15 protein-coding genes and 1 tRNA gene are annotated in these 13,619 nt (G+C 32.7%); 6 read left to right on the forward strand and 10 right to left on the reverse strand.

The window, feature by feature from the left end:
* Nucleotides 1–85, forward strand: a tRNA-Leu gene (locus EOD40_RS15665).
* 238 nt (nucleotides 86–323) lie between these two features.
* On the opposite strand, the gene EOD40_RS15670 is transcribed toward EOD40_RS15665, so the two are convergent.
* Nucleotides 324–1,295: a family 43 glycosylhydrolase gene (locus EOD40_RS15670; RefSeq protein ID WP_128197133.1), complete on the reverse strand. Its 972-nt coding sequence runs from the start codon at nucleotides 1,293–1,295 to the stop codon at nucleotides 324–326.
* A 116-nt stretch (nucleotides 1,296–1,411) separates the two neighbouring features.
* Entirely contained in the window at nucleotides 1,412–1,891 is a 480-nt protein-coding gene (locus EOD40_RS15675) for a DUF6265 family protein (RefSeq protein ID WP_231129643.1), read from the reverse strand.
* A 149-nt stretch (nucleotides 1,892–2,040) separates the two neighbouring features.
* On the opposite strand from EOD40_RS15675, the gene EOD40_RS15680 reads away from it, so the two are divergent.
* The 3 genes from EOD40_RS15680 to EOD40_RS15690 all read left to right on the forward strand — a co-directional run bounded on the left by EOD40_RS15680 (nucleotide 2,041) and on the right by EOD40_RS15690 (nucleotide 6,718).
* Entirely contained in the window at nucleotides 2,041–3,201 is a 1,161-nt protein-coding gene (locus EOD40_RS15680) for an MFS transporter (protein WP_128197134.1), read from the forward strand.
* A 151-nt stretch (nucleotides 3,202–3,352) separates the two neighbouring features.
* Nucleotides 3,353–4,429 carry a peptide chain release factor 1 gene (prfA, locus tag EOD40_RS15685; protein ID WP_128197136.1) on the forward strand — a complete coding sequence of 359 codons (1,077 nt, stop codon included), beginning with the start codon at nucleotides 3,353–3,355 and terminating at the stop codon, nucleotides 4,427–4,429.
* A gap of 135 nt (nucleotides 4,430–4,564) precedes the next feature.
* On the forward strand, nucleotides 4,565–6,718 hold the full coding sequence (locus EOD40_RS15690) for a DUF5723 family protein (protein ID WP_128197138.1): 2,154 nt from the start codon (nucleotides 4,565–4,567) through the stop codon (nucleotides 6,716–6,718).
* Between the two features lie 108 nt (nucleotides 6,719–6,826).
* Here EOD40_RS15690 and EOD40_RS15695 read toward each other — a convergent pair whose 3' ends face one another.
* The 7 genes from EOD40_RS15695 to EOD40_RS15725 all read right to left on the reverse strand — a co-directional run bounded on the left by EOD40_RS15695 (nucleotide 6,827) and on the right by EOD40_RS15725 (nucleotide 11,494).
* Nucleotides 6,827–7,363, reverse strand: a complete 537-nt coding sequence (locus EOD40_RS15695) for a hypothetical protein (RefSeq protein ID WP_128197140.1) — start codon at nucleotides 7,361–7,363, stop codon at nucleotides 6,827–6,829.
* A gap of 61 nt (nucleotides 7,364–7,424) precedes the next feature.
* The gene (locus tag EOD40_RS15700; RefSeq protein WP_128197142.1) at nucleotides 7,425–7,691 is read right to left on the reverse strand and encodes a YtxH domain-containing protein; all 267 of its coding nucleotides are present in this window, start codon (nucleotides 7,689–7,691) and stop codon (nucleotides 7,425–7,427) included.
* Between the two features lie 26 nt (nucleotides 7,692–7,717).
* Nucleotides 7,718–7,870, reverse strand: a complete 153-nt coding sequence (locus EOD40_RS15705) for a lmo0937 family membrane protein (RefSeq protein ID WP_128197143.1) — start codon at nucleotides 7,868–7,870, stop codon at nucleotides 7,718–7,720.
* Nucleotides 7,871–8,084: 214 nt separating this feature from the next.
* Complete coding sequence (locus EOD40_RS15710; RefSeq protein ID WP_128197145.1) at nucleotides 8,085–8,615, reverse strand: hypothetical protein; 531 nt, start codon at nucleotides 8,613–8,615, stop codon at nucleotides 8,085–8,087.
* A gap of 84 nt (nucleotides 8,616–8,699) precedes the next feature.
* Nucleotides 8,700–10,331, reverse strand: a complete 1,632-nt coding sequence (locus EOD40_RS15715) for a sensor histidine kinase (protein ID WP_164905494.1) — start codon at nucleotides 10,329–10,331, stop codon at nucleotides 8,700–8,702.
* Nucleotides 10,332–10,468: 137 nt separating this feature from the next.
* A complete protein-coding gene (locus EOD40_RS15720; RefSeq protein WP_128197149.1) occupies nucleotides 10,469–10,915 on the reverse strand; it encodes a response regulator in 447 nt (148 codons plus the stop codon).
* A gap of 15 nt (nucleotides 10,916–10,930) precedes the next feature.
* Entirely contained in the window at nucleotides 10,931–11,494 is a 564-nt protein-coding gene (locus EOD40_RS15725) for a helix-turn-helix domain-containing protein (RefSeq protein ID WP_128197151.1), read from the reverse strand.
* A gap of 175 nt (nucleotides 11,495–11,669) precedes the next feature.
* Here EOD40_RS15725 and pyrF point away from each other — a divergent pair, with 175 nt between their 5' ends.
* Both pyrF and EOD40_RS15735 read left to right on the forward strand, forming a co-directional pair.
* The gene (pyrF, locus tag EOD40_RS15730; protein ID WP_128197153.1) at nucleotides 11,670–12,488 is read left to right on the forward strand and encodes an orotidine-5'-phosphate decarboxylase; all 819 of its coding nucleotides are present in this window, start codon (nucleotides 11,670–11,672) and stop codon (nucleotides 12,486–12,488) included.
* 86 nt (nucleotides 12,489–12,574) lie between these two features.
* Nucleotides 12,575–13,375 carry a helical backbone metal receptor gene (locus EOD40_RS15735; RefSeq protein WP_128197154.1) on the forward strand — a complete coding sequence of 267 codons (801 nt, stop codon included), beginning with the start codon at nucleotides 12,575–12,577 and terminating at the stop codon, nucleotides 13,373–13,375.
* Here EOD40_RS15735 and EOD40_RS17995 read toward each other — a convergent pair.
* Nucleotides 13,370–13,510: a hypothetical protein gene (locus EOD40_RS17995; protein WP_164905495.1), complete on the reverse strand. Its 141-nt coding sequence runs from the start codon at nucleotides 13,508–13,510 to the stop codon at nucleotides 13,370–13,372. The two genes, EOD40_RS15735 and EOD40_RS17995, sit on opposite strands and share 6 nt — an antisense overlap.
* Nucleotides 13,511–13,619: the final 109 nt, after the last annotated feature.

The following is a 13,619-nucleotide window of genomic DNA, read 5'->3' on the forward strand; positions in this document are numbered from 1 at the left end:
CTCGGATGGTGAAATTGGTAGACACGCTGGACTTAAAATCCAGTGAACAGCAATGTTCGTGCGGGTTCAAGTCCCGCTCTGAGTACTAAAAGCTTCAATTGGCTATGCTGATTGAAGCTTTTTTTTTTTTTTGATTTAACTAAGGATTTGTGTTTGCGTTAGGGATGGAAGCGGCATCCTTTTGTGAGTGTAAAGACATTGTGGACTAAAATAAACGCACCCGAACAAAAGATACAGCGCACAGCCCGACCTCGTTGCTGAAGAAAACCGAATGTTTTACCAAAAAGTTCCGCAACGAGGGAACGCCAGAATAAATATAATTTTTATTTAAATGTGTTTCCAACCCCTAAATCGGTTCGGTTGATTTTTTGTATTGTGCCGTCTTCGTTAAAAAATAGGTTTTCAGCACATACCTGACGTTGTTTTTCTCCACATTCGGAGTTGTTTTCTAACCATCTGTGATAAAATAACACCCATTTTCCTTTGTATTCTACAATAGAATGATGATTATTACTTTCGCCTTCTTCATTCATAATAACTCCTTGGTATTTCCAAGGTCCTTTAGGAGATTTGGCAGTATAATAAGTTAGAATTCTGTTTTCTTCAGGCATCGTATAATAGTAAATTCCGTTTCTCTTGAAAATCCAAGGTCCTTCTCTTTTAGGTTTATAACCGCCCATATCCATTTTATACATTTCGCCTTTTACGCTGAGTAAATCGTCATTCATTTCGGCAACTAAATAATCTCCACCGCCATTAAAATAGATATAGCCTTTACCATCGTCATCTATAAAAAGACAAGGATCATTGGCATAAGGAGTTTTCCATAAGGGTTTGCCAATGGCGTCTTTGAAAGGACCTATGGGAGAATCGCTGACTGCAATTCCAATTCCCATCCATTTGGTACTGTTTTTTGGATTTACCCGATCTTTAAAACCTGTTCCAACAGGAAAGCAAAAATAATATTTACCATTTTTATAAGCACAGTCCGGTGCCCAGGCAAAATTGTCAGCCCAGCTAAGGTCTTTGATAGAAAAAATGGCTCCGTGGTCAGTCCAATTGACTAAATCACTGGATGAAAAAGCATGCCAGTCTTTCATAAAGAAATCGGTTTGACATTCTTCGTCATGCGAGGTGTAAACATATATTTTTCCATCTTTCCATACGTGGGCTGAAGGATCGGCAGTGAGTATTTTGCTGCCAAAGTTGAGTGGGTTTTGAGAATAATTATAGTTTGTACTTAAAATAGAAAATAGTAGTGGTGCTAAAATTGATAATCCTGTTTTTTTATTCATGGTTTGTGGTTGGTTTTTGTTTCTAGAATAATTTAGGGATTTGTAAATATAAAATATTTAGAACAAAAAAACCTTGCTTTGGTTAAGCAAGGTTTTGAAAATGAACTTATTTTGATTTATTTGGTTTTGACCAAAGTATATTTTTCTGAACTAGGTTTAGCAAATTGTGTCCCTGAAATTTGAGTGATTAAACTATTATTAGCTGTTTTTTTATAACTGATTTTTTGAGGATAATCGTTTTTTAGGTTTTCAAAAATCAATTCGTTTTCAACGTCTTCTTTCAGTTGAAAACGAATGGGTTTATCATCGTTTTGTCCCTGTATAGTTGTAGTGTAAGTTAGTGTTTCTCCTTTTTGTTGTAGAATAATAGATTCGTTGTGAATGGTGTCTTTATCTTTTATAAAAAGTGATTTGGCTTTAAATGTACTGTCGTTTACTTTTTCCCAGTTTTCAGAAAGCGTGCCAAGATTGGTTTTGTTTTCCCAATTTCCGATAAGCCAATCGGCTTTTTTTATTAAATCTTTTTCAGCAGTAGCGTTTTTTTGACAGGCCGAAGCGATCAAGAGGAGTGACAGTAATGAAGCTATTTTTTGCATAATTAAATTGAAGTGATTTTGTATCAAATTCAGAGTAAAATTAGTAAAAATACCAATAGGATTTCAGAATGTTATTTAGCTATTTTTAACATTCTATACCCGTTTAAAAGGCTTATTTTTGCACTCCAAATTGAAAGGGACACAAATTAATGATTTCAGATTATTTTAATAATTTACGTCAATCGCCTAAAGGGTATCGATTGGCAACAACCGTATTTTTCTTCATTTCCGGTTTTGGATATTCCTCATGGGCATCTCGAATTCCTGCTATTAAGGCACAATTGCATTTATCGGAAGCTGAATTTGGAGCTGTTTTATTTGCTTTTCCAATTGGATTAATGTTGACGATGCCATTTACAAGGAGGATTCTGAACTTATTTAGTAGTCGTTATTGTATGTTACTGGGAGCTATTTTGTTTAATATAGTTTTAGCATTACCTGGCTTTGCGGCATATGTATGGCAGTTGGTTCTTATTCTTTTGATTTTTGGAGGTTCACGAAATATTTTGAACTTATCGATGAATGCGCAAGCGTTAGAAGTGCAACGATTGTATCCTAAATCGATTATGACCACTTTTCATGCTATTTGGAGTTTGGCCGGATTTGCAGGTGCCGGTTTGGGCTATGTTATGGTAACACAGCATATTGATCCATCCTACCATTTACTGGGCATTGGTGTGGCTATGCTAGCGGTGGTGAGTTGTTTTTATCCGTTAACTATAGAGAGTGAACCTTCAAAGGAGCAAAGTAAGTTTTTTTCGATGCCCGATAAGAATCTGTTGAAGTTTGCCATTATTTGTTTTGTATCGATGGCTTGCGAAAACACTATGTACGATTGGAGTGGAATTTATTTTCAGAATGTATTACATGCTTCTCAGAAGATTACAACTGCGGCTTTTGTCTTTTTTATGACAGCAGTTACTCTGGGGCGTTTTTTAGGGGATTATGTAGTGATGCGTTTTGGAATCAAAAAGATATTGTTTTACAGTGCCGTAATGATTAGCGTTGGATTTTTAATTTGTTTTCTTTTACCTTTTATTATTCCAACTATTATAGGTTTTGTGTTGATAGGAATCGGAGTTTCTTGTACTGTCCCATTAGTATTTAGCATAGCAGGAAGGTCTAAAAGTTTGAGTAGCGGTTCGGCATTGACTTCGATATCTACTATTGGATATCTTGGTTTTTTAGTGGTTCCGCCGATGGTTGGGTTTATTTCGGAAGCTTTGAGTATGAAATGGGCTTTTTTAATTATGGCTTTTTTAGGTGGAATTATGATTTTTATGGTAAATAAAATTTCGGAAGAGAATTAATTTTTATTAAAATGGATTTTTAGCGCTGAGCTATCAGTCGACAGCAGGTCCCGATAGCTATCGGGATAGCTCCTGAAAAAATCTGAAATATGGATTCTTAAATGTGCAATCTTTTTTGTATTTTTGCACTCCAATTATAAGGACTACAACTATGTTAGACAGACTTCAAATAGTAAAACAACGTTTTGACGAGATTTCGGATTTAATTATCCAACCGGATGTTATTGCCGATCAAAAACGTTATGTGCAGTTGAATAAAGAATATAAAGATCTTAAGGCTTTGGCTGAAAAAAGAGATGAATATGTTCTTTTGATGGCTAATATTGACGAAGCAAACGAAATTATTGCTGACGGAAGTGATGCAGACATGACCGAAATGGCTAAAATGCAATTGGATGAAGCTAAAGAAAGATTGCCTATTCTTGAGGAAGAAATTAAATTTATGTTGATTCCTAAAGATCCTGAAGACGCTAAAAATGTTATGGTGGAAGTTCGTGCCGGAACTGGTGGAGATGAAGCGAGTATTTTTGCAGGAGATTTGTTTAGAATGTATACTAAATATTGTGAAAGCCGTGGTTGGAGAACATCGGTTGTGGATATGAACGAGGGTACTTCAGGTGGATTTAAAGAGATTATTTTTGAAGTAACAGGTGAGGATGTTTATGGAACTTTGAAGTTTGAAGCTGGAGTTCACCGTGTACAACGTGTTCCTCAAACAGAAACGCAAGGACGTGTACATACATCGGCTGCGACGGTTATGGTTTTACCGGAGGCTGAGGAGTTTGATGTTCAAATTGATATGAATGATGTACGTGTGGATTTTTTCTGTTCGTCAGGACCTGGAGGACAATCGGTAAATACGACTAAATCGGCGGTGCGTTTGACACACATTCCTACCGGATTAGTGGCGCAATGTCAGGATCAGAAATCACAACACAAGAATAAAGATAAGGCTTTAAATGTATTGCGTTCTCGTTTATATGAAATGGAATTAGCTAAAAAAGAAGCTGAAGATGCTACTAAAAGAACTTCTCAGGTAAGTTCCGGAGACCGTTCGGCAAAAATCAGAACTTATAATTATGCCCAAGGTCGTGTAACTGATCATAGAATTGGATTGACTTTGTATGATTTAGGAAATATCATGAATGGTGATATTCAGAAGATTGTAGATGAGTTACAGCTAGTTAACAATACAGAAAAACTAAAAGAAGCCAGCGAAGTTTTCTAATGGTTAACTTAAGATTATTTGTTAAGAAAAACATAATTTTTTTAATGATATTAATAAGAAAAAGCACTTAATTTGCGTTATCAAATTAAGTGCTTTTTTTTTTGCCCCCAATTTATTAACTAAATGATATTAATTATGAAAAAGAGAGTTTTTCTTTCGTTGTTTGCTTTTGCAAGTTTTTGCTCGGCAAATGCCCAGTCTTATTTAGGATATATTCCTGATAATTATGCTGGAGTTCAAGGTGTTTTGTATAATCCTGCATCTATAGCTGATTCTCGTTTTAAAGCAGATATTAATTTGTTCTCCATAAGTTCTTCTGTAGGAAATGATTTGTATGGAGTAAAGATTTTTGACGTTTTTAAAAGCGGATATGATTTTGATTTAGAAGCTAAAAAGAATTTTAGCAATGCCAATAATGCTGTATTCAATATAGACGCTATGGGACCATCGTTTATGTTTAATATTGCTCCAAAGCATACCTTAGCAGTATTTACAAGAGCCAGAGCTTTTCTTAATGTTATTGATGTAAACGGAAAAGTAATTAATGATATAACTAAAGATAATTCTACAAGTTTTCCTTCTGCTACAGTAGGAAGTGCGAACGCAGTGGGTAATTCATGGGGTGAGTTAGGTATTTCTTATGCTGCAGTTTTATACCAAAAAGGGCAGCATTTCTTAAAAGGAGGTATTACAGCAAAGTATTTACAAGGAGTTGCTAATTACCATTTGCAAGCTACTGGAGTTACAATGGCATACAATGAAAATCTAATTTTACCACAAAATAGTACATATACTACTACTGGTTCAGTTGTTTATGGTTCAAGTCAGGATTTTGCAGCTAATTCAGATTTAGATATTGATTCAAAATCAAAAGGTTTTGGAGTAGATTTAGGATTAGTTTACGAATGGAGACCTGAATATACTGCTGATAGAGCGGATATTAATGATTTAAAAGAAGTAAATAAATACAAACTGCGTTTTGGTTTGTCTCTTACCGATTTAGGTTCTGTGAAATATGATAAAGGTGTGCGAAATAATTATAATTTGAATAAGACAATTACTCAAGCTAATTATGATAGTGCAGACAACTTTGATGAATTTTTGAAAAATAATTACCCTAATACTGTAGTAAATGGTGATGTAAAGTCATATTTACCAACGGCTTTACATGCTGATGTAGACTGGAATATCCATAATAAATTCTATTTGAATACGAATGTTGATTTAGGTGTAGTAAGCAAAACAAAATTAAACCAAAACAGTATTGCTAACCGTGTGAGTATAACTCCTCGTTACGAATCAAAATGGTTTAGCGCATATGTGCCATTGTCTTATATGGATTACAGTAAACAGGCTCAAGTAGGTTTGGGGCTAAGAACAGGAGTGTTTTTTATTGGATCTGGTTCAATCATTTCAAATGTTGTTTCAAAAAGTTCAAGAGCTGCTGATTTTCATTTAGGAATGAAAATCCCTTTTTATCAAAAAAAGGCAAAAGATCAAGACGGAGACGGTATCTTGGATAAAGATGATGCATGTCCGGAAGTTGCCGGTCCTGTTGAAAATAAAGGATGTCCATGGGGAGATAAAGACAATGATGGTATATTAGATAAAGACGATAAATGTCCAGATGTTGCAGGTCCTGCTGCAAATAAAGGATGTCCATGGGGAGATAAAGACAAAGATGGTGTTTTAGACAAGGATGATAAATGTCCGGATGTTGCTGGTCCAGCTGAAAACGCAGGTTGTCCATGGGGAGACAAAGATAACGATGGTGTTTTAGATAAAGAAGACAAATGTCCTACTGTTGCCGGTCCAAAAGAAAACGCAGGTTGTCCTTGGTTAGATACTGATGGAGATGGTGTTTTAGATAAGGATGATAAATGTCCTAAAGTAAAAGGAACTCTTGCTAATGGAGGTTGTCCGGAAGTAACTAAAGAAGTAATTAAAAAATTAAACGATTATTCTAAATCTGTTTTATTTGATTCTTCTAAAGCTACAATTAAAGCGGAATCAAACAGTAAATTAGAAGAAATTGTAAAAGTGATGAACGAATACAATAATGCTAATTTTAAATTAGAAGGTCATACTGATAGTACAGGTAGTGCGGCTAAAAATCTTCAATTATCAAAAGACAGAGCTGCAGCAGTTAAAAATTATTTGATTGCTAAAGGTATTAGTGCTGACAGACTTTCATCAGAAGGTTATGGTATTACTAAGCCAATTGCTTCTAATAAAACAGTAGCAGGAAGAACTGAAAACCGTAGAGTAGAAATTATTCTGGTAAAATAGTTCAGTTATTTGAGATAAAAAAATGAGACTTTCGGGTCTCATTTTTGTTAAAATACTATTTAAAAAAGCTTCCTTTTTCAAATGAATAGAGGAAGCTTTTTTGTTGTTTTAAAGTTTGAATCCGTAAGCAAGTCTCAAAGCAACTTGACCTAATCCGTTATCGGGAGTGTTATTTCTCAATGTTGGGAAATCAGGCAGGTATTCGTAGCGTACACTTACATCTATATATTTTGTGGCATAACCAATACTGGGACTTAATAATAAAGAGGTTTTGTTGTAACCATTAGTTACAGGGAAAGCGGCACCGGCTTCTCCCATCAAATAGAATTTGTCTTTTAAAACAAAAGCTTTAAAACCTAGTTTGGCAGGGATATATCCTAAATCGTTATCATCTCCTTTCGCAAAAAGATTACTAAATCCAGTGGTTGCGGTAAGAGAATATCTTTTTGATAAATCATATTGTAAACGAACATCACCTCCTACATTTAAATTATAAGGGTCTTCAAAAGGATATCCAACTGATGCACCAATTCCCAGTTTAAATTTTTGTTCGTAGGTATCACCAGAGATATCTTGAGCCATAGCTTTTGTTGTACCTAAAATTACTAAAGCCAGTATTGCTAAAATTTTGATTGCATTTTTCATAATTATCGTATTTTGGGGTCTACTTTTTTTTGAAAATGATTACCGTTTAGAATGAAACAAGCTAATTTCTCGTAGTTGTTTCATTTTCTATTTTTGCTTTTCCATTGTGAAAAAATTCATGGGCATTATGAGAAACCGATTCGTATTTCTTATCTATTTTTTGAATCAGCTTATCAAAGTCTTCTTTCATGTGGTCTTTGAATTCTCTTGATTTGTCTTTAATTTTTCTTCTGGTTTTTCTTCCACTTTGTGGTGCAAATAAGATGCCTAAGGCAGCTCCTGTTACTAATCCACCAATTAATCCTAATACTACTTTGTTCGTTTTCATGATTGTATTTATTTAAAGGTTATTAATTAAAGTTGTTTTCCACTAATAATTCGCATGAGTACAGCAATGATTGCAATTATCAATAAGATGTGTATCAGGCTTCCAATGCTGTAAATGAAAAATCCTAAAGCCCAAAATATTACTAATAATATGGCCGCTAGATAGAGTATATTTCCCATGATTATATTTTTTAGATTAAATATTTAGAGTTTGAAACTAATAGATTTGGGAGTAGTTTTAGACTATATTGCAAAGTTGCAACATGTTTATATTAAATGTGTTACATGATAATTTGATACTTTTATACAATTTCCATTTTAGCTTATGAATACAAAAAAAAAACACCTTGAGAAAGGTGTTTTGCTAATTTTTAAGCTGTATGTAAAAGAAAGTTTATCCTTGCGTTTTTAGTTCTTTTTGAATAACGGATATGTTATTTTGAATGTTTGTAATGCTTTCTGTAGCTAATACTTTCAAAGCAATATTTTGAGTAGTTATAGCTATGTTTTTGTAATATTCTAATTCGGCAAGGAGTAAATCAGTGGTTTTTTTTAGATACAAATAGGTGTTGGCTTCACTTATAAAAAGCTTTAAAGGTTTAGTGTCATATAATGTACTGGGGATGATGATGAAGTTGTCTTTTGCAATTTTTTTAATTTTATTTTTAAGTTCAATATGATCGCTTTCGATTTTTTGAAAAACAGTTCTGGTACTGTTTTCCATTTCTCTTTCTCTTGCTTTTTGCGTAATGGCAACTACCTTAAGATTTGATTCGGCAATTTCAATCAAGACTTGGGCATCTACTTTAGTATTAATAATACTTTTTTTGTCTTTATTTTTTTTCTCACAGGATGTTAAAATCAAGCAACTGATGGAAAACAGTATAAAGAATAAAATAGTTTTATATCTTTTTATAGTGCTCATTAGGTTTGTTTTATGCGAAATTAAATAAAATAACATCTGTTTTGGTTATATGATTTTTTAATAATATTATATAATTGCAATTGGCTAAACGGGTAAATAAATTTCAAATTCAGCTCCTTCGTTTGGTTTTCCTTTTGCAAAAATGTAGCCTTTATGGTTTTCGACTATTTTTTTACAAATAGCCAGACCAACTCCAGTTCCGGGATATTCCTTTTTGCCGTGTAATCTGTTGAAAAGTTGAAATATTTTTTCGGCATATTGCTGTTCAAATCCCAATCCGTTGTCTTTGAAACTAATTTTTACATATTCTTTTTTCGAATCGTCTTTTAATTTAGGTACTTTAAATGCTTTTACTTTTTTAGAAGTGATGTTGACAATTGCCGTTTCATCGGTTTTTGAATACTTTAATGAATTGCTTATGATATTAATAAAGAGTTGCTCCAACTGGAACTGGATTCCCTGAACGTGATGTAATTTTTCAAAATTAATAACTGCTTTCTTCTCGGCTATATTTTCCGAAAGTTCACTTATGGCATTTGAGGCAACATGGTTTAAATCGATATTTTCGAATGCTTTTTCAGAACGATTTGTTCTGGAATATTGTAATAAATCATCAATTAAAATACGCATTCGGTTAGAAGCTTCCTGAATTTTTTCGAAATAGCCTTTTGCTGATTCAGATAAGGTGTCTTTTTCTTTGTCTTCAATTCGGGAGATAAATGTTTGAATTTTTCGAAGTGGCTCCTGTAAATCATGACTGGCTACATGATTGAACTCCATCAATTCTTTATTGTTTTGTTCTAATTCTTTGTTTCTTAGTTCAATTAACTGGGTTTTATTGTAATCTTCGGTAATATCCTGAGTGGTACCAATCATGTTTTTATTACCCAGTTTATCGACAAAAACTTTAGCAGTAGTCCTGAAATGGCGTATTTCGAGCGTATCTTTTTTAATTATTCGATAACGTATCAGTGGAAAGCTTTCTTTTTCTTCTATTTGCTGAAAAGCATCAGTAAGAATTTCTTTGTCGTCAGGGTGAATGTTATCTAATAAATTTTCTAAAGTAGGATGGAATGATTGTGGTTTGCATCCCAGTAAACGAAATTTATTATCAGAATAACTAAAGCTTTTGTCTTTGATATTTAATAACCAACTGCCGTATTTTCCAAGTATTTCCGCCTGTTTACTCGATTCGTCAAATATTTTTAATCGGATATTTTGATTGATCAGATCGTTGTAGTTTTTAATAATTCGCGTGTAGCCTAAGCCTAAAATCAAAATTGAAATTAAGAAGGTTGAAAATACAATTAAAGGTGTATTGGAATTATTGTATTTATAGAGTTTGTCTTTGGAACTCAATAATTTGTTTTCGGTACTGAGCATATTATTGACCTCAGTTCTCAGGGAATCCATGATAATTTTTCCATTTCTGAAATCATCATTAAATTCTTTTTTGCTGGAGAAATTGTTTTTGAAATATGAAAAACGTTTGTCTACCAAATCATAAACTTTTTTTAGCTGTTCCTGTTTTGTGGAATCCGATTTTATGGTAGTATTTAATGCCTGAAAGGTGTTGTTTACGTTTTTTCGTGCGTTGATAAAAGGCTCTAAATAAAGTGAATCATTTGTAATAACGTAGCCCCGGTGTCCGGTTTCGGCATCTTTTATGTATGAAATAAGTTGGCCTAATTCTATAGAAATTTCATAGGTGTTCATTATCGAATCACTTATTTCATCTAATTCTTTAATGTGTCTGTAGGTTATAGACGCTAAAAAAATTAAGATAAAAAAAGCAATTAGAAAGACAGATCTTATAAATCCTATTGAATCGAATAACTTAGATTTAAACATAATTACATGCGTAATAAAAAATTATCTTTATTCAGTCCTGAAGTGATATACTGCCAGTTTAGAGTCACCACTTCGGATAAAATTTCTTTAAGTTTTCCAAAATTGTTTGGTTTTTTAATATAAATATTAGCTCCTAAAACAAAGGTATTTTCGATATCTTCCTCGGAAGAAGAAGTGGAATAAATTGCAATTACAATATCTTTAAACTTAGAATCGGCTTTAATTTCTTTTAAACATTCTATACCCGATTTTAGAGGCATATTTAAATCTAAGAAAATAATATTGGGCAAAACAGTTTCGGCTGCGTTAAGGAAATTCATCAGGGCAACACCATCATTTACGGTATTGACAACCGTGTTAATTTTTAATTCCTCAAAAGCATCGGTAAAAAACATTCTGTCGTCTTCGTCATCATCCGCAAGGGTAATTAAGATGAAATCTTTTTGCATAGTTGTTTCCTGAATTTAGTTTATATTTTGATTCGCAATCTCGTTGCGTTTTTTTAGTATTCTTTGAAATGCCGAAGGTGTAATCCCCGTTATATTTTTAAATTGGGAACTCAAATGCGCCACACTCGAATAATTGAGTTTAAAAGCAATTTCGGTCAAGGTTAAATTATGATGGGTGATGAGTTTTTTTACGTATTCGATTTTTTGAATAATGATAAAATTTTCAATCGAAGTATAGGTTACTTCAGAAAACAAATTGGAAAGATAACCATAACTAAGATCGAGTTTTTCGGCTAAATAAACCGAACTTTTAACCGAAGGAACTTCGTCATTAAAAATCATTTCTATGATAGTTTCTTTGATTTTTTCAACGATGATGTTTTTTTGATTTTCGATAATCTCAAATCCATATTCGTTTAAAATAGAAGTTATTTTTTGATAAGTATCGGCATCAATATTCTCTAAAAATAGAATTTCATTCGTATTAATCAGATTGTATTTGATGTTGAATGCATCTAATTTTTCCTCTAAAATTTTTTTAGCAAGAAAGAGACTGTCTATTTTTAAAAATAATTTCAAGGTGGACAATTTTAGGGTTTTAGTAAAAGTAATAAATAGCTTTATTAATTGTAATAAATTTTAAAGTTAGTTTACTTTAATGCGCACTCAATTATAGAATTTTCAGAGAAACTTATACAATTCTTATATTAATTACAATTGGCTTTGTAACTTTGCGCTTTGTAAATAAAAATAAATGACTACACAGCAGTTAATTGAACAAATCAAGTTAAAAAAATCCTTCTTATGTGTGGGATTGGACGTAGATTTAAATAAAATTCCAGAATACTTTTTAGAACAGGAAGATCCTATTTTTGAATTCAATAAAGCAATAATCGATGCAACCCACGATTTGGCTGTTGCTTATAAACCCAATACAGCTTTTTTCGAAGCTTATGGTATTAAAGGATGGATTTCTTTGCAAAAAACAATTAACTATATCAACGAAAATTATCCAGTAATTTTTACCATTGCCGATGCTAAACGTGGCGATATTGGGAATACTTCTTCAATGTATGCCAAAGCATTTTTTGAAGATTTAAACTTTGATAGTATTACCGTTGCGCCATATATGGGTAAAGATTCTGTAGAACCTTTTTTAGCTTTCGAAGATAAGCATACCATTATGTTAGCACTTACATCTAACGAAGGTGCTTTTGATTTTCAAACTCTTGATGTTGACGGAAAAGAATTGTACAAACGCGTTTTAGAAACTTCTAAAACATGGAAAAACAGTGAGAATCTAATGTATGTGGTAGGAGCTACAAAAGCGGAGTATTTTACCGAAATCAGGAAAATTGTTCCCGATAGTTTCCTATTAGTTCCAGGTGTTGGTGCGCAAGGAGGAAGTTTATCAGAAGTTTGTAAATACGGAATGAATGACAATGTAGGATTGTTAATCAATTCATCAAGAGGAATTATTTATGCTTCTAAAGAGACTGATTTTGCCGAAAAAGCAAGAGCAGAAGCTTTGAAAATGCAGGAGGAAATGGCAGAAATACTGCAATCTAAATAATAAATTAGTTTCTAAGTTATATATAGAACCATTAAAGAGTCTCACTTTTTAATGGTTTTTTTAATTCAAATTTTAAATCGAATCAGTTGAAACAATTATCATTAATCGACGATATTGGAACTTTGCATACTTTTGATAAAGTGCCACAGCGCATTATTTCCTTAGTGCCTTCGCAAACCGAATTGTTAGTCGGTTTAGGATTGGAATCCTATATTGTTGGAATTACTAAATTTTGTGTGCATCCAAAGGATTTGCGATCTGAAAAGCAAATTGTTGGTGGGACAAAAAAGGTAGATTATGATAAGATTAGAACCTTAGCTCCCGATATCATTATTTGTAATAAAGAAGAAAACACCTTGGAAATGGTGGAAACGCTTCACACAATATGTACGGTTTGGGTAACTGATATTGTTACAGTCGAGGATAATTTTAAGATGATAAGTGATTTTGGAAATCTCTTTGATTGTGTGGCTGAAGCCGAAAATTGGAATAGGAAATTGGCTTTTGCCTTGAGCGATTTTAAAAATTTTATCCAAAACAAAACCGTAAAAAAAGTAGCTTATTTTATTTGGAAAAATCCTTATATGGTGGCTGGTTCAGGTAATTTTATAAATGAATTGCTGCAATTAAATCATTTTGAAAATGCGTTTGCAAACCAACAAAGATATCCTGAAATTGAACTTCAGAACCTAAATGTAAATGACGATTTGGATTTTGTATTTCTGTCCTCAGAGCCTTATCCTTTTAAAGAAAAAGATGCTTTAGAAATGACATGTTTTACTAATTCCGCAAAATGTATTTTAGTAGATGGCGAAATGTTTTCCTGGTACGGCAGCCGATTGTTAAAGGCTTTCGATTATTTTAAAGAATTACATCAAAAGTTATAATTCACATTCTTCTAAAACTAACTCTTCTTCTTGATTTTTAGTTGAAGCTGTTTTATTTTGTTTTATCTCAGTAAGAATTTTAAATTCTTCTTGTAATTTTTCAATTTCACTCGTCTCTTTCAAAAGTCCATTCATAGCAGTAAATTTTTCGCAAAGTTACATTAACAGAACATTAAATTCCTAGTTTTTTATGTTAAGTTTAGCATTTTGCCTATCAATATAGGTTGGGATTTAAAAGAATAAT

Origin of the sequence: Flavobacterium sufflavum (assembly GCF_004016525.1) — a bacterium.
GTDB lineage: Bacteria > Bacteroidota > Bacteroidia > Flavobacteriales > Flavobacteriaceae > Flavobacterium > Flavobacterium sufflavum.